18 protein-coding genes are annotated in these 22,383 nt (G+C 48.4%); 4 read left to right on the plus strand and 14 right to left on the minus strand.

The window, feature by feature from the left end; genetic code table 11:
- Window positions 1-273 precede the first annotated feature (273 nt).
- The 4 genes from AB1L17_RS10310 to coxB are packed head-to-tail and all read right to left on the minus strand — an operon-like array spanning window position 274 to window position 4,163.
- Window positions 274-591: a cytochrome C oxidase subunit IV family protein gene (locus AB1L17_RS10310; RefSeq protein WP_412844943.1), complete on the minus strand. Its 318-nt coding sequence runs from the start codon at window positions 589-591 to the stop codon at window positions 274-276.
- Between the two features lie 3 nt (window positions 592-594).
- Entirely contained in the window at window positions 595-1,221 is a 627-nt protein-coding gene (locus AB1L17_RS10315) for a cytochrome c oxidase subunit 3 (protein ID WP_412844942.1), read from the minus strand.
- Window positions 1,221-3,065, minus strand: coding sequence for a cytochrome c oxidase subunit I (ctaD, locus tag AB1L17_RS10320; RefSeq protein ID WP_412844941.1), 1,845 nt, complete (start codon window positions 3,063-3,065; stop codon window positions 1,221-1,223). Before ctaD ends, AB1L17_RS10315 begins: the two co-directional genes overlap by 1 nt.
- 57 nt (window positions 3,066-3,122) lie before the next feature.
- Window positions 3,123-4,163: a cytochrome c oxidase subunit II gene (gene coxB / locus AB1L17_RS10325; RefSeq protein WP_412844940.1), complete on the minus strand. Its 1,041-nt coding sequence runs from the start codon at window positions 4,161-4,163 to the stop codon at window positions 3,123-3,125.
- 336 nt (window positions 4,164-4,499) lie between these two features.
- On the opposite strand from coxB, the gene AB1L17_RS10330 reads away from it, so the two are divergent.
- The gene (locus AB1L17_RS10330; RefSeq protein ID WP_412844939.1) at window positions 4,500-5,336 is read left to right on the plus strand and encodes an oxidoreductase; all 837 of its coding nucleotides are present in this window, start codon (window positions 4,500-4,502) and stop codon (window positions 5,334-5,336) included.
- Between the two features lie 56 nt (window positions 5,337-5,392).
- On the opposite strand, the gene AB1L17_RS10335 is transcribed toward AB1L17_RS10330, so the two are convergent.
- The 6 genes from AB1L17_RS10335 to AB1L17_RS10360 form a co-directional block, all read right to left on the minus strand.
- Window positions 5,393-5,743, minus strand: coding sequence for a DUF2512 family protein (locus AB1L17_RS10335; protein WP_412844938.1), 351 nt, complete (start codon window positions 5,741-5,743; stop codon window positions 5,393-5,395).
- 47 nt (window positions 5,744-5,790) lie between these two features.
- Window positions 5,791-6,018 carry a hypothetical protein gene (locus tag AB1L17_RS10340; protein WP_412844937.1) on the minus strand — a complete coding sequence of 76 codons (228 nt, stop codon included), beginning with the start codon at window positions 6,016-6,018 and terminating at the stop codon, window positions 5,791-5,793.
- Window positions 6,019-6,046: 28 nt separating this feature from the next.
- Window positions 6,047-7,228: a Ger(x)C family spore germination protein gene (locus AB1L17_RS10345; RefSeq protein ID WP_412844936.1), complete on the minus strand. Its 1,182-nt coding sequence runs from the start codon at window positions 7,226-7,228 to the stop codon at window positions 6,047-6,049.
- Between the two features lie 35 nt (window positions 7,229-7,263).
- The gene (locus AB1L17_RS10350) at window positions 7,264-8,769 is read right to left on the minus strand and encodes a spore germination protein (RefSeq protein ID WP_412844935.1); all 1,506 of its coding nucleotides are present in this window, start codon (window positions 8,767-8,769) and stop codon (window positions 7,264-7,266) included.
- A gap of 166 nt (window positions 8,770-8,935) precedes the next feature.
- Entirely contained in the window at window positions 8,936-9,577 is a 642-nt protein-coding gene (locus AB1L17_RS10355; RefSeq protein WP_412844934.1) for a SurA N-terminal domain-containing protein, read from the minus strand.
- A gap of 109 nt (window positions 9,578-9,686) precedes the next feature.
- Window positions 9,687-10,106, minus strand: a complete 420-nt coding sequence (locus tag AB1L17_RS10360) for a hypothetical protein (RefSeq protein WP_412844933.1) — start codon at window positions 10,104-10,106, stop codon at window positions 9,687-9,689.
- A 214-nt stretch (window positions 10,107-10,320) separates the two neighbouring features.
- Between AB1L17_RS10360 and AB1L17_RS10365 the strand changes: the two genes are divergently transcribed.
- Complete coding sequence (locus AB1L17_RS10365) at window positions 10,321-11,064, plus strand: ABC transporter ATP-binding protein (RefSeq protein ID WP_412844932.1); 744 nt, start codon at window positions 10,321-10,323, stop codon at window positions 11,062-11,064.
- Window positions 11,061-12,200, plus strand: a complete 1,140-nt coding sequence (locus tag AB1L17_RS10370) for an ABC transporter permease (protein ID WP_412844931.1) — start codon at window positions 11,061-11,063, stop codon at window positions 12,198-12,200. Before AB1L17_RS10365 ends, AB1L17_RS10370 begins: the two co-directional genes overlap by 4 nt.
- A gap of 325 nt (window positions 12,201-12,525) precedes the next feature.
- On the opposite strand, the gene AB1L17_RS10375 is transcribed toward AB1L17_RS10370, so the two are convergent.
- Window positions 12,526-14,250 (minus strand): methyl-accepting chemotaxis protein, encoded by a 1,725-nt coding sequence (locus AB1L17_RS10375; RefSeq protein ID WP_412844930.1) that lies wholly within the window; start codon window positions 14,248-14,250, stop codon window positions 12,526-12,528.
- Window positions 14,251-14,459: 209 nt separating this feature from the next.
- Complete coding sequence (locus AB1L17_RS10380; protein ID WP_412844929.1) at window positions 14,460-15,158, minus strand: class I SAM-dependent methyltransferase; 699 nt, start codon at window positions 15,156-15,158, stop codon at window positions 14,460-14,462.
- Window positions 15,159-15,463: 305 nt separating this feature from the next.
- Here AB1L17_RS10380 and AB1L17_RS10385 point away from each other — a divergent pair, with 305 nt between their 5' ends.
- Complete coding sequence (locus tag AB1L17_RS10385) at window positions 15,464-17,599, plus strand: multicopper oxidase family protein (RefSeq protein WP_412844928.1); 2,136 nt, start codon at window positions 15,464-15,466, stop codon at window positions 17,597-17,599.
- Between the two features lie 62 nt (window positions 17,600-17,661).
- Here the strand turns inward: AB1L17_RS10385 and AB1L17_RS10390 are convergent, their stop codons facing one another.
- Together AB1L17_RS10390 and AB1L17_RS10395 are read right to left on the minus strand one after the other, a co-directional pair.
- Window positions 17,662-20,505 (minus strand): VWA domain-containing protein, encoded by a 2,844-nt coding sequence (locus AB1L17_RS10390; RefSeq protein WP_412844927.1) that lies wholly within the window; start codon window positions 20,503-20,505, stop codon window positions 17,662-17,664.
- Window positions 20,495-22,369 carry a vWA domain-containing protein gene (locus AB1L17_RS10395; protein ID WP_412844926.1) on the minus strand — a complete coding sequence of 625 codons (1,875 nt, stop codon included), beginning with the start codon at window positions 22,367-22,369 and terminating at the stop codon, window positions 20,495-20,497. Before AB1L17_RS10395 ends, AB1L17_RS10390 begins: the two co-directional genes overlap by 11 nt.
- Window positions 22,370-22,383: the final 14 nt, after the last annotated feature.

Raw genomic sequence — 22,383 nt, forward strand, 5'->3', positions numbered from 1 at the left:
GCGTACTTGCCCTTAGTGTAGCCAGAGTAACCTACGAAGTTACGAATAGGGGCTGTCCTCGTTCATCATAACTTATGAACAACCTCCTCGAAACCTCTACGTTTGAAGCGCTCCCGCCATCTTTTCCGGAACGGACAGTCAATCCCTCAGCGGGGCGTAGGCCGAAGCGTAGACTGGAAATTCGCTTCTTCCCCTCCACTACAGCCACTCCTAAAACCAAAACGCAAAAAAGAGGACAGACCCAATGTCTGTCCTCCCGCATCGCTCTACTTCCTAGATCCACACCCAGAAAATAAAGACGATAATCGCTAACATGATTACGAACAACCCTGCAAAAATACTGATACGTGCAAACTCATGACCCTTTTGATCCATGTGCATCCAGACATAAAGCTGGAAGAACGCTTGAACAAAGGCCAAAGCAACGATGAATGGTACGGTAAAACCTGATGGAATCGCTTCAAACGCCACTGCAATAAATGCCAGTGCGGTCAGTACGAGAGATCCGATGAAAGCAACAACGTGTCTTTTCGGACCATCGTGTTTGACTTTCGGCTTGCGTACCTCTTCATTATGAGCATGTGCTCCCATAGATTATCCCACCTTTCCACCGATCATACCCATGAGATATACCACGGTAAAGATGAACACCCATACTACGTCGATAAAGTGCCAGTACAGACATGCCAGATAGAACTTCGGTGCAGTTACTACCGTCAGGCCTTTTTTCGTCGCAGATACTTGCAAAAGGATGATCCAGCAAATCCCGAACGCTACGTGAGCTCCGTGGAATCCAACCAATGTGTAGAAGGCAGATGCAAATGCACTCGTAGACATTTTCAGTCCTTCATTCACATAGTGTACGAACTCGTAAATCTCCAAAGCAAGGAATGAAAGACCGAGAATTACTGTGATGGTCAGCCATAGCTGAATCTTCTTCAGGTCTTTCTTGTGCAGTGCCAGTGTAGCCATAACACTTGTCATCGAGCTGGTAAGCAAGAGAAGTGTTGCTACTGCTACAAGGTTCATGTCAAACAAAGATTGGGACGTAGGACCGCCATTTGCCTGATCACGAAGTGCGATAAATGTGGCAAACAATGAACCGAAGAGAACAGTCTCTCCACCAAGGAAGAGCCAGAAGCCAAGAATCTTATTCTTGCCTTCAAGGGTGGCTTTTTCCGGTTCGTCAGGCAATACTGCATGTGCATGATTTGTAGCCATTAAGCCTTAACCCCTTTCTCATCGAGTTCATCCTCATGAATGTGATAACCTGGATCGTCCTTCACAGAACGGGCAAACATGCAGCCAAGAGTAAAGAGCAATCCGATGACTACTACCACATAGTTGTGGTAGATAAAGCCATAACCTGCCACGAACAAACCGAGAGACATCAGGAATGGCAAGAAAGAAGGCGATGGCATGTGAATGTCACCGATAGGTTCCGCAGGCGTCATGCCTTTGTTACCAGCCATTTTCTCAACCCACAACGCATCCAAACCGCGAACGAGAGGCGTTTGAACGAAGTTGTATTCTGGTGGTGGCGAAGGAATCGCCCACTCCAGAGAACGTCCATCCCATGGATCAGCAGGAGCACGCTTGGAGCTTTTCGCTGCTACTACAACGTTGATCAAGAATAGGATGGTACCGATCGTCATACCAAATGCACCGATCGTACTGATAAAGTTCCCCATATCCAGGTTCTGATCTTTCAGGTATGTAAAGACGCGACGCGGCATCCCCATCAGACCCAGGAAGTGTTGCGGGAAGAAGGTAAGGTGGAAACCAATGAAGAACGTCCAGAAGTTCCATTTACCAATTGTTTCATTGAGCATTTTACCAAACATTTTCGGCCACCAGTAGTAAAGACCAGCGAAGAGACCGAATACGAGACCCCCTACGATAACGTAGTGGAAGTGAGCAACTACGAAATAACTGTCATGGTATTGGTAGTCAGCTGGCGGAACCGCAAGCATAACCCCTGTCATACCACCAATTGTAAACGTTGGGATAAAACCTACTGCAAACAGGTTTGCGGTAGGGAAGCGGATTTGACCGCCCCACATGGTCAACAGCCAGTTAAAGATTTTGATACCCGTAGGAACTGCAATCAGCATGGTTGCAAGTCCAAACAACGTGTTGGCGATAGCACCCAAACCTGTTGTGAACATGTGGTGAGCCCACACCATGAAGCCCAAGAAACCGATCAGCGCAGTCGCAAATACCATGGAGCTGTATCCGAACAGACGCTTTCTTGAGAAGGTAGATACAACCTCAGAGATAATCCCGAATGCTGGGAGAATCAAAATGTATACTTCGGGGTGACCGAAGATCCAGAACAAGTGCTCCCAAATGACAACGTTACCACCTGCGTCAGGGTTGAAGAAGTTTCCGCCGAACAAACGGTCAAACATCAACAGAACCAGACCGACGGTAATCGCAGGGAAAGCGAAGAGAATCAAACCAGATGTAATAAAGGACGACCAGGTGAACATTGGCATACGCATGAATGTCATACCTGGTGCACGCATGTTGATGATGGTAACCAGGAAGTTAATACCACCAATCAGCGTTCCGAGACCGGCAATTTGCAAACCGAGTACGTAGAAGTCTACGCCGATTCCACTGTACTGATTCAAAGCCAGGGTTGTATACGAAGTCCAACCAGCATCAGGTGCGCCACCCAAGAACCAGCTTGTGTTCAGTAGCACTCCCCCGAAGAAGAAGAGCCAGAATCCGAGTGCATTAACAAACGGGAATGCTACGTCGCGTGCACCGATTTGAAGTGGGACAATCGCGTTCATCAAAGCAAAAATGATCGGCATTACCGCCAAGAAAATCATCGTGGTGCCGTGCATCGTAATTAATTCGTTGAACGTCTTGGCACCAACCAATTGTAGCTCTGGGTACATCAACTGCAAACGAATCAGCAGGGCTTCCAAACCACCGGCCAAGAAGAAAATTCCACCTGCAATCAAATACAGGATCGCAATTTTCTTATGGTCCACTGTCGTAAGATAATCCCACAGCCCCGAGCGATTTGGTGCATGAGAAGCATGTGCAGACACGGGTTTACCTCCTTTTTAAGCGTCACTGCCTATGACGATTGTAAATACAGTAAGGTTTTACTTTGATTTCGTTTCTTTAGGAACCACGCTAAGTGTCTCCATGTACTCTACAAGCGCTTTCACTTGTTGATCATCGAGGTTGAGGTTAGGCATGTTGTTGCCCGGTTTCATCTTTTGTGGATCTTTCAGCCAATCTGCCACGTTTGCAGGCGTATGCTCTTTGATACCTGCTACACGCTCACGATCAGCAAAGTTTGTCAGGTTAGGACCCATCTTACCGCCTTTACCTGCTACGGCGTGACAACCCAAACAGCTCTTATCGAAGATTTGTTGACCTTCTGCTGCAAGTGGAGAAGTTGCTGTTGCTGGTTCTTTTGCTTGAGCACCCTTCATCTTCGCTGCCCAGTCGTCAAATGCTGCCTGTTCCAATACTTCTACCTTGAAGTCCATCAAGGCATGGGACGCTCCACAGAGCTCCGCACATTTACCATAGTAAATGCCTGTTTTGTCTGCTTGCAGCCACATTTTGTTTTCTTGCCCTGGGTTCGTGTCGATTTTACCGCCCAGTGCCGGAATCCAGAATGCGTGCTTAACATCAGATGCGCTTAATACGAATTGAACCTTTTTGCCAACTGGCAATACCAAGTCTTGTGCAGTCGCTACTCCAAGATCAGGATACTCGAATTCCCACCAGAATTGATGAGCCGTAACCTTTACTTGAAGTGCCTCCTCTTTCGGATACTCCTTGTGCAGTGCGAAACCGGTTGTAACAGTTGGAATCGCCATAATGATAAGGAGCAAGAAAGGAATTACCGTCCAAAGAATTTCAAGTGCATGATTACCTTCGACCTGCTTAGGAATGCCTTGCTGTCCGGGACGCTTACGATAACGGATAAGGACGTACGTAAAGATCAGCATAACAACAATGAAGACGCCGATCATGATAGCGGAGGACAGCTTCATCAGGTCAAACTGCATTGCAGCTACCGGACCAGATGGCTTGAGCGCTGAGAGCTCATCTCTGCCACACCCGGTTAACACTAGCGCTAGCAAACCAAACAAGGAAAGCTGACGCCAATACTGTTGCCAACCCTTCATACCAATGAACCCCACTTTCTTCGTGTTGGTAACGTTCTAGCCACGCTTACAATTAGAAGTCTTCGTACTCTTCTATTTGCATTAAGAAATCGCCTTCAATACTTTTCACAACTATAATACCCAAACAGGAAAAGTATTAGCAGACATTCCAAAAACAAACAGGAAAGTAAGGGGCAGTATTGCACACTTCTACCTGAGCGTGGTAACCATTTAAGTATACATAAATTTTCCTTAATACAAAGGCTATTTGTTATCATTTTGTTAACAAATTTATGAACAAATTTGTGAACTTTCTAGCTAAATGTAACCAAATCGTGCAAATTAAAGGAGATTTTTATGCAAAAAAGACCAATTGCACTAGTCACTGGTACCTCAAGTGGCTTTGGCATGCACGCATCTGTCGCTTTAGTCAAGGCTGGTTTTCAGGTAATTGCTTCTATGAGAGATTTGACCAAGAGGGACCCCCTTGACAAATTTGCAAGCTTGCATATAGCTCACGACCATATGGAAATCATCTCACTCGATGTGACGAATCCTGATCAAATTCATGAGGCGATCTCGTCCATCATCGAACGACATGGACGTATCGATCTTTTGCTAAACAATGCCGGCTACGCGTGTGGTGGGTTTGTCGAGGAAGTCTCTTCTGAAGAATGGCGCAAGCAGTTTGATGTAAATGTGTTCGGGCTGATCGACGTCACCCGCGCGGTCTTGCCTTATATGCGACAGCAAAAATCCGGGAGGATCATCAATGTCAGCAGCATTAGTGGTCGTTTTGGTTTCCCTGGTCTCTCGCCGTATGCTGCATCCAAGCATGCCGTCGAAGGCTTCAGTGAATCGCTTCGTCTGGAAATGCTTCCCTTCCGCGTTCAAGTAGTCCTTGTGGAGCCCGGTTCTTTTCGAACAGCGATCTGGGAGAAAGGAATACAGGAGCAAGAGCTCGATGAAGCCTCGCCTTACGCATCCCAAATGAAGCAGTTGATGCATCATGTAGAATCGATCATGGAAAAGGCCCCTGCACCCGATGAGGTCATCTCGACAATTGTTCATGCGGCCACCACACGCAAGCCGCGATTCCGCTATCCAGTTGGCAAAGGCGTAGCTCTTACGATTGCTGCTAAAAATTTGCTTCCATGGACATGGATCGAGCGACTCGTGACAAAGAGGTCATGAAGATTGATTCATAAACAAAACACACCCCCAAAGGAGTGTGTTTGCACCTCGGAACGTTATGTTCTTTCCGTTCGTCCTGTACGTATCAGCCAGACATGCTGGAGATATTCGCTTACGCCAAAGAAAATGGCAACAAAGCCGGCCCCTATGGCAGCGATTTGAGCTGTCGGCAAAAACACCATGCTTCCATAAACGATCAAAAAGCCGATAATCAAATCAAACATGGTCGTTAGCCAAAGACTCCCAGATGTGAGTATGGCCCTGTCCAAAAAATATCCAGCGATTGCCAATACGAAGCCCACACCGATAGACTGATATAAATTTGCGAAATTCACTTCTGGAAAGAGAGCATCTGCCAAAACGACCAACACCGGACTAACGAGCAGCTTCATCAAAAGACCGTCCACGTCTATTTACTCTCCTTTACTGGGGGTGTACTCAGTATGCCCCTCCTTTACTTCAGCCATGTCATGACGCCGTCGTATACCGGCTTGTAAACCATTTCCATCCAATAAACAGGATTGGGTATGATTCCTTCTTCCGCCCCTGCATACAAGCCTACACTGATGACGAGCAACGTCATAAAAACCATGATCTCTTTTCGCTGCCGATTCCGAATCAGTCGGGGTAGCTCGTATGCGCAAACCAAAATCGAAACAGCAATGATAGTAATCGTTGACATCCATACTCCCCCTGATTCAGTATCGTAGCTACTTTTCATCGAAGGCATTATTGATGGTTCCTAAACGCCTGATTTTCACATCTGCTTTGACATGTACAGGCAGCTTGGCAAATTCTTTCTCCCAGTTGTCCCCTATCTTCTTCCATACTTTTGGATATTTCCTATGGATCGCTTCTCCGAATCCGTATATGTCTACCCCATTTTTCTTGGCATTGGCAATAGCTTTTTTCAGCAAGGCTTCCAAGTTTTTTTCCGCCTCTTTTTCCAACTCCGTGATCGTGTTCATGTCTGTCAGATCGAGCTTACACTGTACTTCTCCAATATCATTCTCCAATTGCACGTGAACGTTGACCGCAGGTATGCCGTTTTTCATGATGGCCTCGATTTTGGAGTCGGCATCCATGACTTCCATCGTTATGCGTCCCCCACCTTTGCAACCCATGCTTCCGACGGTGCTTTTTACTTTACCTGTTATGTAGCTAAACGCTTTACTATCCGATTCACTCAGCCAGGTACTCAGCTTGTCTCCCCGGAAAGTAGCCAGCGTCGTGTATTGAAGAAGCACGGGCGAATCAATTTGTTCGACATTTTTGCGTTGTTCCCCCTCACCTACTGGCCCAGTTAGTTGAATCCCTGTCAAAACAGCCTGCTTCCCTTTGCTCGTAAAGTCGGTAATCAATTGATCCATCGTCACTGCCGCGGTAGGCGCCCATACTTTGGACGATGTTTCCAATGAAACAAACAGTTCTGTGGATGGGATTTGTTCAAGGGGTGTGATTACTTTCAAGATGTCGCGTGCCGTTGTTCCTCTTGCTATGGCGATATAAAAGTCAGTTCGAAACTCATGGTCACGTGAGACAAAATCGACGACTGGAGAAATCCCCTCCCTGGCGATGGACTCGCCAAATATGAGCATCCGCGTGTGCGCCATATAAATCTTCCGTGGAGATATCGTGGTCATTTTACGCACAGCCTCAAAAATCGTCGGAGCGTTCATGGTGAAAAGTGTAACGGGCGCCCGTCCAGGCTTTCCTTTATTGGCTGCGACTTCTGCCGGGTCTACTACTTGTACCGAAACTTGATAGCCCCCTTGTACTTTATCAATACCGATCCCGACAGCAATCGCCAGATCGTTCAGTTCTTTGCGATCCCAACACCCAGCCAGGATGATAACGAGCACGACGCTAAGAAGTACTTTTATCCCTTTCACTGGTGTCCACTCCTTTACATGCTGTCAAAAACCGCTTACTTTTCGGGTGGTAATGGCTTATTCCCGGTAGATTGTCGACGCAAATTGTTTTTGGTAATGGATTCAGGGCGTTTGTCCAAGGCCCAAATCGGCATGCGTAGTATCGTGTCCCTTTGTTCCTTCAAGGAAAATGGCGCAAACGATTCCATATACGGAACACCAAACGAGCGAAGACTGCACAGATGCAGCACTAACACTAGCATCCCTACAATGATCCCGTAGATGCCAAAGGAAGCAGCCATGACCATCAGAGGAAAGCGAAGAATCCTCACCGTAATCGACATATTGCTCGCCGGGAAAATAAAGCTGGAAATCGCAGTAATCGAGACCACAATAACCATCGCAGCCGAAACAATCCCCGCTTCCACCGCTGCTTGTCCAATGACCAGCGTCCCCACGATAGAAATGGCTTGCCCTACTGCACGGGGCATGCGGATTCCGGCTTCTCGCAATATCTCAAAAGCAACCTCCATCATGATGGCCTCGACAAATGCAGGAAACGGCACTCCTTCCCGCTGTGCTGCCAAGCTAATCAGCAATTGCGTCGGAAGCATCTCTTGGTGAAAGGTCGTAATCGCGATATAGAGCGAGGGAGCGAGCAGGGCAATGAAAAAACAGGCGAATCGCAGCATGCGAATCAACGTACTGAAATCAAAACGCTGATAATAATCTTCCGCTGAATGAAAAAATTCTACAAAGAGAGAGGGTACTGTCAAAACAAAAGGCGTCCCATCTACGAGAATCGCTACGCGTCCCTCCAATAGATTAGCTGCCACTACATCTGGGCGCTCCGAGTTGGCAATGGTGGGAAAAGGTGTATAAGCTTCATCCTGGATCAGCTCCTCAATCATCCCGCTCTCCATGATGCCATCCACCCGGATTCGCTCCAGTCTTTTGCGCACCTCTTCTACGACACCTTCCTCCACAATCCCTTTCATATACACAATGGCTACTTCTGTATTGGTTTCCTCGCCGATTCGATTTACTTCTATCCACAGCTTTTCATTGGAAATACGTCTTCGTAGCAGCGTAATGTTCGTTCGCAATGTCTCCGTAAAGCTTTCCCGTGGACCACGAATGACCGTTTGTGATGAAGGTTCGGTTACCCCTCTGTCCTTCCACTCCTGCAACCCGATGTGAATCCCTTGCGCGCAGCCTTCCACGAGAATGATCACACAGCCAGACAGCAGCGCGGTAAACAACGTGGGAAAATCGAATAAATCCCCCATATCCCCAACACTCAGAACCGACTCTTTTAAAAAGGGAATGAACTCCTCGTCCTCTCGTACCCATTCCTTCAGACGAGTCTTGTACAAGAGACTATCGATTAATACCGCTTGTACCAGGTACGAATCGACCATGCCATCTGCATATAAGACAGCTGCCCGAACAGGCTCGCTGCTATTGAGGACGACCTCTCGAATCACAATGTCATTGCTGTACCCGAGCGATTCTTTGATATAGTGAATGTTGTCATCTAAGCTGTAACCAATCTGAGACATACGGATTGCTCCTAACATCAGCAATTATGAACACAGTTTCTCCGTTTGCCCTGAATACTAAACAAAACGGTCTCAACGGTTTCCCCCGATGAGTGGGGCGCTTTACACAGAAAAAGACCTCGTACTCGTTATTTGAGTACAAGGTCTTATCTAAACATGATCGATTCTATGGAGCCGGTGTTTGTGCATCAGCTGGTTCGGCAGTGTCAAAGGAAGGATCGTACCATTCTACTTTGTGTTTTTCCTGAAGCGTATTTAACCAGGTACCGTAGTTCTGACTGCGGTTTTGGTCGGTCAGCATCATCTTGATCTGATCTTTGACTTTATCAAACTCAGGTGCCGGTGACCCAAGCTGTTCTTTATTTGTATCGTAATACGTTTTGATTTGCTCGTCGGTGACTGGGAATGCTTTATCCAGCAATTTATCCCTTGTCATAAGTACGCTCAACTGTTCCCGCAGCTGTGCCTCGGTCATCCCTATACTTTTCAAGTAGCTTTGGAATGCTTCCTCAGAGCCTACTTGTTGTTTCATCGAATCAATTTCTTTATCCATATCTTCTTGCGCCACCGAGACGTTTTGCGCCTTGGCTTCCTGCTTAATTAACGCTTGCGCAACAAGCTCATGTATCATTGGCTTCCCGTACATTTTTTTCATTGTATCGTACAACTGGTTTTGGGTAATGGAGGTATCGCCGGCCTTTACTAATACAGGATCATTGCCTTTTGCCCATGATTGATAGAACCCTAAAACAGCCAACCCCGTTAATAATATGGCAACCGAAAGCATGGAAATATCAAACTTCTTCACTTGGATATCCTCTCTTTCTATAATCTGCCCTCCAAGTATAGAAAGAAGTTACGGTAGAAAAATGGAAAGCGTATTACACAACTTTTCCACATTCTGAACTTATTATGCGCTACATGAAAAATCGGGTAAAAAAAGAGGAGAGAACGGAGGCGATAACAGGACCAAGAACTGCCCAAACCTGTAAAAAGCGCTCTTGCTTTCTTCCTTTTTCCCCTTCCATCATCTGAGCCAGGGTTTCTTTATCCCGATTGTCGTTAGACAGTAATTGCAAGATTATATCTTTCTCTTTTTCTGTTTTCTCTGCTTTCATTTCCATCTCTGTCTGTAGCTTCGTCAAAACTTGCAGTACATCATAACGCACATCTTCCATGCGTCCCAGTCTATGCTCAATTCGTTCCAACCACTTCGTGACTACGATCATTTGTCCCTCAAGCTGATCAATTCGTTCTTCGAATTTGTCTAATTTCAAGTAGATACGCTGTATTTGCTGATCGATATCTTTCTGATTTTCATATGGTCCCGCTGTCATAGATTCCACCTCCTCCGTTCGTCCTTTACTTTACTTGTTTATGTAAAAGAGAGGTGCATTGCTTGTATGGTTATCCCTTTTTGTTCAGTCTCGTGTAAAAAAAGGCTGCAAACTAATGTATTTCCAAATCCCGAATTCAGCTAAAATAGATGGAAGACTATCTAGCATTTCTCTCACATAACGATCATGACGTTTCTATAAAAAGGAGGATACAATGACAACCTTGTTGGACGTAAAAGGGGTGACGGGTGGGTACTCTTTTAACCACGCTGTAATTAAAGACGTCTCCTTTCAAATACACGAAAAAGAAATTGTTGCGCTTATTGGGCTGAATGGCGCTGGCAAAAGCACGACAATCAAGCATATTTTAGGACTCTTAGAACCAATCGCGGGTGAAATCAGCATTGCAGGAAAAACCTTTCAAACCGACCCGGAGAACTACCGTTTGTCCTACGGGTATATCCCCGAATCTCCCATTTATTACGAGGAGCTAACCTTGTGGGAGCATATAGAATTGATGGCCATGAGCCACGGGTTGGATCAGGAAGTTTTTTATGAACGAGCTCGTCCTCTCTTAAAAGAATTCCGCATGGAAGAAATGAAAGACCGCTTTCCACAACAGTTTTCCAAAGGTATGAGACAAAAGCTCATGATTATGATGGCACTGCTCGTACAGCCGCCTCTGTACATCGTGGATGAACCGATTCTGGGACTGGACCCTCTGGGGATTCGCTCATTGCTGACGTGGTTGAATCGCTGCAAGGAGCAAGGGGCTGGCATTTTGATGTCTACACATATTTTGGCGACTGCCCAGAAGCATTGCGACCGATTTATCATCTTGCACAAAGGCGAGATCAGAGCCCAAGGAACACTTGAGGAGCTTCGTCTTGTTACCGGGTTGCCTGACAGCTCGTTGGACGACATATACTTGCATATCGTAGAGGATGACGGCCAGTGAAAATAGACGTAGATCAATTATTTCGCAAACGGTTCAATGCCTTTTCCGTAGAATTCATTCGGTATGCCCAGTACATGGCCAATGGCGGCTTGATGTTCATCGCGATCTTTTTGATGGGCTTGCTCGCCTTCTACTACCGCAGCATCATCGCGATGATTCCAGACTGGTTTCCTTTACCGTATTTCATGGCTCTCGTGATTGCCGTAGTCGTTGTGAGAAGCCCTCTGCGCACGTTTTTGCTGGAAGCAGATTTGCTATTTTTGACTCCGCATGAAGTAAGACTGGAACGCTATTTCCGGAAGGCCCTCGTCTACAACTTCGTCATACAGAGCATTGGGGTGTTTATCGTCCTCCTTCTGCTCATGCCTATGTATACAGAGGTCGTAGGCGCACAAGGCGTACAGCTGTGGTTTTATTGGTGCATTCCCCTGCTCTTGAAGGGGTGGAATGTGTACAGCAGTTGGGTAGTGTTGCGATTGCCGGATCAGAAGAAAATCAGATTGTTTACGCTCGCTAGATTTGTCTTTTCGTACCTCCTCCTCGCTTGGGTATTGAGTGAAGGACAATTCTTAAGCTTTGGTCGTATTCCTTATGGCGTTCTGCTCTGCGCTGCGCTCTTGTTCTGGCTCCATTCGCGGATGCTATCGTATAAGAAAAAGCATTCCATACAATGGTATCGCCTGCTGGCCATCGAAAGCGGCTTGCGTCACCGCTTTTATCAGTTCATGAACAACTTCAGGGATGTCCCTGCCATGCAGCACCAGGTGAAGTCACGCTCCTGGCTCATTGCCCTGACAAAATGGCTGCCTTACGGTCAATCAACAGCAGGACGTCATTTGTTTGCCAAAAAATTTATTCGCTCAGGTGACTTTGCGGGCATCTACTTCAGACTCATCCTGCTATCCGCCTTCTTGGTCCTTGTATTGCCTGGTCCATATGCAAAAATAATCGCCGGCCTGCTATTTCTCTTCATGACAGCCAGCCAGATCGGCAGTCTCTGGCGCCATCAGCAAAAACGAAACGGATATGCAATCTTTCCGATTCGGGATGGTCAGTTGAAACAGGCATTTAGCTGGTTACGCATGGTGCTATTGGGTGTGCACGGTATAGTTCTTGTGCTCATTGGGTTATTGTAGTTAAGGAGCGCTTTATTATCACAAGGCTGCATGGAAGAAGCGCATTTCCAGTCCAAGCGCCTCTGGAGCCCGACAAAGCGGAGGTCTGAATGGCGGGAGTGGTTTTAGCTTCACCTCTGCGAAAACCTCATTGAAACTTCTACTTTTGAAGCGGCTCCCGCCATTCAGACCGGAGCGGACAGTCCAACTCACAGTGGGGCGGAGGCCGAAGCGTAGACTGGAAAAGCGCTTCTTCCCTCCACTACAGCAACAAAAAAAACAGCTCTTCTCGGCATCATCCTGCCAATAGAAGAGCTGTTTTTCATTGATAGACAAAGTAATCTGTTTACAGTCGGAACGTATCCACCTTGCTGCGCAGTTCCTGAATGCTGTCTGTCACCTGCTCGGTTTCTGATACGAACTGATCGACGTTGCCACTGACCTCATGCATCGTGGCAGATACTTCTTCCGTAGCTGCTGCTGTCTGTTCTGAAATCGCAGTTACGGTCAATACCGATTCATTTACCTTGTTCTGGCCTTGCTTCATCGTCTCTACACTTGCAATGACGTTCGAAAGAGAAGTCTTGAGTGTATGTGTCATGTCAGACAAAGCCGTAATGCCTTGTGTTACGGAATCCAAGCGCTCTGTACCCGCGTTGTAGCGATCCAGCGTTGCATTTGTCTTTTCTGTAGCCTGTCTCACCTGATCTTGAATGTCCTTGATGCTTTCCTGAATGACGTGTGTAGCAGCACCTGTCTGTTCAGCCAGCTTGCGAACCTCTCCCGCTACTACAGCAAAACCTCTGCCCGCTTCCCCGGCACGTGCACTCTCGATCGCTGCATTCAACGCCAATAGATTTGTCTGTCCGGCGATTTGCTGAATCGTTTCAATCACGTCATTGATTCGGCTCGATTTTTCTTCAAGAATCGCCATTGTATTTTGCACATCATGAAATTGCTTGTTCGTCTCTGTTCCATCTGCCAAAAACTCTTGCAATACCTTGTAGCTGCTCTCTCCGATATCGGACACACGATTGGATACTGCATCCATTTCGTCAATCGCTTTATTCAATTCAGATAGCTCGCTCAAGAATTCTTGAACGGTTTGCACAGTCATTTCCATCGCAGTTGCTGTCTGCTCATTCCCTTGCGCAATCTCTTGGCTCGTGACCACGATATTTTTGTTTTGCTCGCGAACAGAGTTGGCACCTTCCCGAATGGAATTCGCCATGCTGTCAATATGCTCGGTTGTCTCTTTTACCCCTCCAATGATTTGACGCAGCTGTGTCGTCATCTCACCAAAAGCAACGACAATTCGGCCAATCTCGTCTTTTTTGTTGGAAACAGAAATCTCTGTAGACGTGAGATCACCAGAAGCAATACGCATAGATGCCTCTTGTACAACTTGTAATGGGCGCAGCATCTTTTTGATCACGAAGAATACAGCAGCCAGAGCAATGATCGTTACTACAATCATAGCGATAATGATGCGTGGCATGGTTTCATCCAGAACCTGATCATTAATCAGCTCAACTTTGTCTGCCGCAGTATCCACACCAAGTACAGCAATCACTTGACCGGATGGATCTTCAATCGGAGCGAATGCACTCAGATAGTCCCCGTACACAGGGTCTTTGACGATTGGCGTACTGTTCGAACCGCCTTCCAGAGCAGGAGCAATATCAGCGATACCCGTAGAGGTCGTCTCTTGACCGATAGCAGATGCTCCCTCTGCTCCTTTCGCCGTTCCATCCACCATAATCTTTACCTTTTCACCGTCTGTATGAAGAATATAAACATAAAGGGCACCTGTCTTTTCGGTATACTCAAGCAATGTATTTCGAATCGACCAGTAATCGTCGGTTTCTTGTGGCTGAGATAAAAATTTCGATATCTTCTCTGAATCAAGTCTTTGAGAGATATGCAGGGCTGTGTTGATGCTGGAGCGTGAGAGTGTTTTTTCAACAGTAGCTTTGCTGTTCTGGTAAATCATGAAAATATTGATTGCCATCATGACGGCTATGATCACCGCTACAAGAGCAACGACCCGTGTTGCCAAGCTCTTACTCATTTTGTTTCACTTCTCCTTCGCCGGTTACAATATGTGTACTGCGACAGCTCACCTATGAGCGAACGCGTTGTTGCGGGAGGTTTTCTCTTTTCGAAAAAGGATCAGCTTGCTGCTCTCACACGGTGCGTACTCGATAAAAAAAGCACCCAAAAAGGGTGCTTTTCCTAAACACTCCCTACCAGTCTTATCGACAATTGGTAGTGCTTTAATTAGGACTTTTGTTGGGCGATAATAAGAAATCGATGGGTCGGAATATCGATGTAACCGACCGGTTCGATTTTTCGATGCAGATCAATCAAGGCTTGAGCGTACGTTTCTACTGCAAAATCGCGAATCTGCCATTCGATTGCCTTCAGGTAGTAAACAATCGCACCTATGTCGTAGAAACGGGTGAAGCTGATTTCCTCTTTTTGCTCCACAATGGTGAGTCCGGCCAGCAATCGATTGAGGTCAAGATTGTCCTGACCGCCTACTTGTTGCGTAACAAATGTGCCACCTGCACTCAACAGGCGCTTCATTTCTGACGGCAAATAAGCTTCGTGTCGATTGATAATCAAATCGAGAGACTGATCAATAAAAGGCAGTACTTCTTCACCGTCTACCGGAAACACACAAACACCCAAGGGCTCCAGCCTTGCCTTTGACACCGCTACATTCGGTTCATAGCCTTCCGTTGCATACGTCTCCAAAGGGAACGGCTGCAGCGTAGATAACAGCTCTCCACCGCCTGTTCCCATATCCAGCATGGAACGAACTCCATGCATTTTGCGTTTTACGATGCTTACGTAGTTCCAGCCAAGCGGGGCATCCTGCATTCTTCCTGTCGCAGTCAGTCTCGCGAAATCCCACCCAGCGAATGGTGCCTCAACTTCTTCTTCAAAGCTTTTGATCCAGTCCTTATTCTCCATTCTCGCTTCTCCTCTCGTTTGTACCAGTCTGTTCGCATCCAAACCACACGAGGCAGGAGGAGCTCGAGAGCGTTGTTATGTTTGTACAAAATCGTAGGACATACAGCAAGGTCTCCTTCCAAATATTCAAACACACCGAAAAATAATACCAAAATTGTAACGGACATCCTGATTGTTGATCAAGTGAACTTTCTTTCTGGCGGTATCCGACTTAAGGCGGAGTGAAAATACTGCCTCGGTACGTTTGGCCCTCAGCCGTTTCTCTATATCATTAATAATGAACTGTTAAACAGGAGGAACTGATCATGGCTGATTTTGAAGTGCTTGCCGGGATCCATCAAGGATTGTTTCTCGTCCTTCTCATCGTCATGCTGCTCCCGACAATGATGGCAAACCAGCTTGTTTTCCGTCCGACAAAACGGGCTTTCATAAGCAGTGCTCGCGTCACTTTATGCTTCTCATGGTCGGCCCTATTTGTATTTGCAGGGCATTTGGTAATGACGTGGGTTTTATTTGAGTCCTTTGGTTGGCTTTACATAAAAGATAAGCTGCTCGGCTTTTTACCCTTTTTATTTGTACCATTGCTCTTTTGTCTGCTCTTTACATTTCCGCGACTGTGGGAGTTAGCCGGGAAAGGAAGCAGAGACTCAAGTCAGTCACAAGTAGATACAGAATATACGCGAATTTTGTTACAGACCAAACATGTTATGCCTGCAAAAACAAACTCCTCGGAGCTAGACGACACATTAGACGCGGAGTGGAGAGGATACGCATCTTCACCAGAATTGCTCGTTCCGTTGCAAGCAAGCGTCTTCGGAAGTCTGATTGCGCTCTTCCTCCAAGTCTTTTTTCCTGCAGTCACACTGCAACCGTCCATCTTATTTCTCGCCTGGGGCGTGTTCTTAGCCGGGGTCTCCCTTCTCTGGATTCGGCAATCGTGGCAGCATCAGTACCATTCCACTGAGGAAGATTGGGGAAAACCACGTCTGATGATGCGCTTTTTGCGTTATACAGCACTTATCCTGATGACTGCCTTCATCGCGACGATCTGGGGAAATCAAGCCCAGTTAGCCAGTCGCCTCCCTGAATCACTGCCTTTACACGATCAAAATCAGGGCGATCACATTCTCCCCGATTTGGCTTTCCCAGTAACAGCAAGGGCCCATTCCATGCCTTCTACAGGCATACCTAAAAGTGCCGATGTACAAACAGGTCCAAATAAAGAAATTCCTGATCAAACCTTTTCGCTGACGGCACAGAAAGCAAGCATCCGTCAATCATCAGGGAAAACGCTAGAAGCCTGGACCCTGAATGGACAATATCCAGGACCTGAGCTGCGTATGAAACAGGGCGAGCTCATCGAAATCGTCCTTGCGAACAAGGACATTGCCGAAGGGGTAGACATCCACTGGCATGGTTTGCAGGCTCCTGTCCGCTTTGATCGGATTGCAAAAGGCGAAAAGTCCGTTTATCGTTTTCGAGCGGAACAAACAGGAACGTATTGGTATCACTCTCATCAGCAAACCCCTAATCAAGTAAGGAACGGGCTTTTCGGTGCCGTCGTGGTCGAGCCTGCTGATCGCTTGCCAGCTACAGCTGCAGTAACACCTGCTCGTGATCTAACTCTGATTCATCACAGGGAAGAAAACGCAGACTTGACGCTAAACGGCTCAGATACGCAACTGATGGAAACGATTCCTCCTGGCACAACGGTTCGCCTTCGCTTTATCAACGCCGACGATGCTTCTGTTAGCTATTTGCTGCAAGGAACTCCTTTTCAGGTAGTTGCGATTGATGGAACCGATGTGAATGAACCTAATTTGATTGCCAATCAAGCATTGAAGCCAGGAGCAGGTGGCCGATACGATATTCAGTTTACGATGCCAAATCGACCTGTGTTATTTGCTCCAGCTGCCAACCAGCATGACAAGGGTCTACTGATGAGTCCAAACGGCTCCAGCGTGGTGCCTTCCATAGCTGCAGAGCTCCCTGTCTTTGACCCTGCACGCTACGGCAGTCCGATTGCCCTTCCATTTGATCTCTCTTCTCACTATGATCGGGAATATCAACTGCTCATTGATGGTCAGTACGGGTTTTATGACGGTCAATTCGAGCGGTTGTCGACCGTAAATGGCAACGTGTTTCCCGCTAAATCGTTGATGGTCGAAGAAGGTGATCTCATAAAAATGACCTTCGTCAATCGTAGCTTCAAGGATCAATCGATGTATTTGTACGGTCATCACATGCTCGTCTTGAGTCGAGACGGCAAAAAAGTTACAGGAAGTCCATGGTGGACGGATACTCTCCATGTAGCCCCCGGCGAAACTTATGAGGTCGCTTTTCGCGCGAACAATCCTGGGGCAGCGACTGAGCCTCGCTTGCATAAAGGTCAAACCGCTTTTGGTATGGCGATACCTCTCGTGTATGAAAAACAGCAATAATAATAAAACAACAGCCCGCTGCGACATGCGCAAGGCTGCTGTTTTTCGTTTATGGACTGGTGCTACGACTTTTTACGTTTTTTGGCCGCCAGTAGCCTGTTTAGTGTTTCGTCAGGCTGTGTCTGCGTTTGCTTCTGCTTCTCTTTTCCCTGCTCGCTCTTGACTGCTGCTGGCTTCACCTGACTTCCGGTCGTCCCTACCGAATGAATCGTAGAAGTGGATACGACTTTCGGTTCATTTGCCAGGTCTTTATGTGTCCGTCTTGTAGCAGAGCGTTTCTCACCGAGGCGAGTCAACACAGCCTGTTGTCCAGAATCAGTCGCTGTAGACTTGCGTGGTCTCCAGATGCCAGAAAGCCTTGCCCACCATTGATCGGGCAACTGTAGACGACGAACGGCGATATCTACTGGCAGCAGCAAGGCCGCAAGCATCAGCAACCACTCACTGATTGACTGGGTATCCCATTTATCGGGCAGTGTCCCGCCAAAAGCCTCTTCTGGTTTGCTAATCGGATTTCCCCCACCAGCACTCAACCATTCTTGAAGCTCTTTCTCTCCATCGGCAGGCATTCCGTATTCAGGCGAATAGGAAACGGTCAAGCCTGTCGTTTGACTTGCCATGACACGTCCTTGATTTTTTTGTGAGATCTGAATCATGTAGGTGCCCGGATCAGCAGTCTCGAACTCACCCTCCATGACGCCTGGCGCAATCGGCTTCAGCCTAATTACCTCACGCTTCATCTCCTGGTTGAGAACGACCGCCTCCATCTCTTGAGGCAGGCTGCCACCCTCTGGCATCGTAACCGTCACGTTTCCTTTAGAACCGTTCACGCTCGTGCTCGTCTTCCAAGCGCCCTCCGTGATTTGCGGGAAAGTCCATGCAACGATTTCGTTCCACAGACGACTGCTGCCTCCCCAAGCCACCCAGTCCGGTGCCCACTTGCCTTCCAGATCACTCGTCCAGGCAACAGAGCGCCCCAGCCCGTATTGCCAACGGGTGAGGATCGGGTCATCGTCAGCGCTCATCAAGGATGTTTCCGCTGTTTGCTTCGGTGTCGTCGCTATATAAGCACGCACCGGCGGCAAAGTCTGCTTGAGAGTAGGCCATGCTCCCACTCCTGTAAAGCTCGGTACCTGGGGCTTTTCCACGATAAAGGTGCGACTGGCTAAGGCCGTTTCTTTACTGAAGATTTTGGGGATGGACTGAGCGTCGTTCGCAAAGTAATATCTGCCCTTCCCTAACTCCGCAATCATCTCCAAGAGCGATGTATCCGAATCATCACCCAGTGCCACTGTAGAAACGGTAATATTTTCAGCCGTCATTTGCTGTAACAGACCCGCGTAATCATCGTTGATCCCAGACTGTCCATCCGTTAGCAAAATGACATGCTTTCTCTGCGTATTCATTGTCTTTACACGTTCGTAGCCCAGCTGTAAGGCAGGGAAAATGTCGGTCCCACCGTCCGCCTGAATTCTGCTGATTTGCTGTTGGATTTCGTCCAGCTTCGTAACTGACTGCGGAGAAACAACATCCCATGGACTATCGTCAAAGGCGATGACCCCGATGTGGTCCTGGGCATTCATCATGGTTGTCGCACGGATTGCTGCTTCCCTTGCCAGCGCCATTTTGTCCGCGCCTCTGGCATCCGCGCTCATACTGCCTGATTTGTCGATGACCAGCTGCAGCCCGAGCGAAGGAAGCTGTTCCTTCCCTTTTAAGTCCATATGAACGGGCAATGCCTCTTCGATCGGTGTCTGGAACCATCCCCCCATCCCGAAGCTGTCCTTGCCCCCTGTCATGATCAAGCCAATTCCCAAATCCCGCACGGCTGTACGCATGCGTTCCATATCGCCATCGCTCATACTGGTAGCAGGCACATCTGCCAGCACGATGGAGGCATATTGCTTGTAGCCCTCCAGCTCCTTTGGCAGCAGAGCGAGATCACGCAGCTCCACCTTGATATTGCCAGCTTCCATCGCTTGAATGAGGTTACTAGCGGCACCTGGATGACCTTCGGCTACGAGCACGGCTGGTGCCCCTGCTACCTGCGTATAGGCCGTTGCCTGATTGTTCGCCGCTACGGTATCTTGGCGCGGCTCGATCTCCACGCGATAGCGGTGAAAGCCCTCCTGCATGGCTTTTTGTGAAAAGACGAAGCGGTTTTTGCCCTTGTCAATCTGTACCGTTTGCTGACCTGCCTCACGATTGCCTTCGTACAGACGAAGAGTGGCTTCAGTCGCGATTGTACTTTCAATATCAACGCTGATGCCGTACTCCTCTCCCGCATACAACCGTTGCGGCACCTGTACAGACGTGAGAACGACTTCATCCCCTTGTGGCTGCTGCAAAGAAACAGCCTCTACAGCGATCCCCCGCTCTCGCGCCAGTCTCGTCTGACGTGCCGCATCACCGTTTGTTTCGAGCCCATCTGTCAGCAAGACAACTTTTCCTCTAGCATTGGTAGGAATCATTGCAGATGCCAAACGGATACCTTCTGCCAAATTGGTGGCATTCCGGTTGACTTCCACGCCCAAAGGCTGAACTTCCTGCCGTGTCGTCAACGGCTGATCGACCGCCGCCTCCGCACCTACGGCAATGACTGCATACTTATCCTCTGCCTGCTTTTGTCCGATGGCCTCGCGCAAAAAGGAGAGAATCCGCGGATCGTCCTTCATGGAAGCAGAGCGGTCTACAACAAATACGATCGTTTTCGCCTGGACAGGAGTCAACAGCTGCATCCCTGCCAATGCTAAAACAAGGAGAAGGAACAAAATTGTTCGAATGGTGGCAATCGTCGCCTTTCTGCCGATTGGCATTTGCTTTTGACGCCGCCACCAGCTGACGATGAGATACACAACGGGAAGCAATAGCAACAGGAATAGCGGCTGTATAAAGTTAATACCCACGCTGATACACCCTCCATTCCACCAGCAACACCAAGAGAGCAAACGCCGCCAGCCAATAGGTCAGCTCCTTCGTTCCTAGCGCTCCTGTCGTATCTGTCGCTGTTGCTTCCTCTGTCTCCCCTTGTCCCTCGGCACTCTTCCGCACAACACTCACTGTTTTTGGTGTAATATCCGATTCTTCCTCATTCATCTGAACCGTAAAATACGTACGCTTGGTCCCTGTATCCACCCCTTCTTCGAGGCGATACAATCCCGTCAGCTCCGGTAGCTGCATCGTTTTGGACGTGGCGTCCTCTGTGATGGACTGCTGGTGTCCATTCGGATACGTCAAAGTACGTGATGTCGCTCCAGGCGTGAGCGGGATGGTGAGGATCTCTCCCGGATGTGCCGTGGCGATTGGAGCCGTTTGACCAGGAGACAGCCAGTTCACGACATTTTGCATGAAAATCGGAAAAGCCGGACGCAGCGGAAAGTCTGATGCATGCAAATCAAATCCGATGATGACAATACGTCGACCGTCGACGATTCCAGCTCTGACCAGGTCGACATCTCCCGCACGCACCAATGATTTCATACCGGGCATCTCGTCTAGTACGTACCCCTTGGCTATATGCACGTCCCGCCAATCTACGTGCTTGAGCAGCGGGTCATCCGGGGATGTCGGCCTAGGCTGTTGATCCAGCTCTTTTTCCCCCGCAAGCGGCAGCCAATCTGTCCTCTTGTTCGGTGCAATCAGCAGGATGTTTCCTTTCGGGAGCTGCTCTGGAACGGCCCCGTCAAAAACCCACAGGTCACGTGCAGCCGCTGATACGTCAGGAGCCTGCTGAACGGTTTCCACCTCAAGGCTGCCGACCGTCTGCAAAACTTGATGGAGGAAGCGGTTCCCCTCTGGTGAATACAGCACTGCTTTACCCTTCCCGGCAGCGAATGGCACGCTCCACATGACATTATCCTGGGAAAGCCCGTCCTGCTCCGGTTCGATAACAGCGCGGTAGACGCTAGATGCAGCCAGCTTCTGAAACGAAAACGTCTGGGAGCTGCCTGCTCCAATCGAAAAAGAATCTGCATCCAGCAGCTTGTCTTGCTCATCAAAAATAGTGACTTTCCCTTTCGCGGGCATACTGCCGTGATTGTCCACACGAAGCAGCCCCTCTACCCCATTTTCCGTAGGCTGGGTCACAAAAACACCGATAGCCGCATTCTCCCGGGTGCTTCCCAGCTGCATGAACTGAAAGCTGCCGGAAAAAGCAGGGCCGGTGCCTCCCTCCATCTTGCGCTCCCCGCTTCCGTCTCCCAACCAAACTACTCCGCTGCCTGGTTCATTCTCTGCAATGGCTCCTGCCAATGACAACGCCGCAATTTGATCGGATGTCCCGGAAAAAGGTACAAGCTTTTCGATGGCCAGAAGGAGCAGCTCTTTGTCTGCACTTTTGGAAACCGATACGTTCGGCTCGCGTCCAGCCTCGATGATCGTCATCGTCTGTGCGCTTCCCAGCTTCTCTACGAGTGCTTTTGCCTGTGACAATGCTCGATCCAGCCGCGTCTCGTTCCCTTCCTTCGTCATCATGCTCCCTGATGTATCCACGACCAAAATCGTATGGTCGGAGGTAATTCCTTCTGTCGGAACGGCAGGGCGTATCAAAGCCAGCACAAGCAAGCAGGCAGCAAGCAATTGAAGCACTAACAGCAGGTTGCGTCGCAGCCTTTCCCACGGCTTCACCGCTTCCCAGTTCTGCATCGTGCGCTGCCATAAGAGCGTACTTGGTATGACACGATCCTCTACTTTTCGCTTGAGCAGGTAGAGGACAATGATGGCGGGGATAATCAGCGCGAACCACAGGTTGCCTAAACCCATCCACTGCATGATGTCTCTCTCCT

The organism is Brevibacillus jepli (genome assembly GCF_047229145.1).
In the GTDB taxonomy this organism is placed as follows: Bacteria; Bacillota; Bacilli; order Brevibacillales; family Brevibacillaceae; genus Brevibacillus.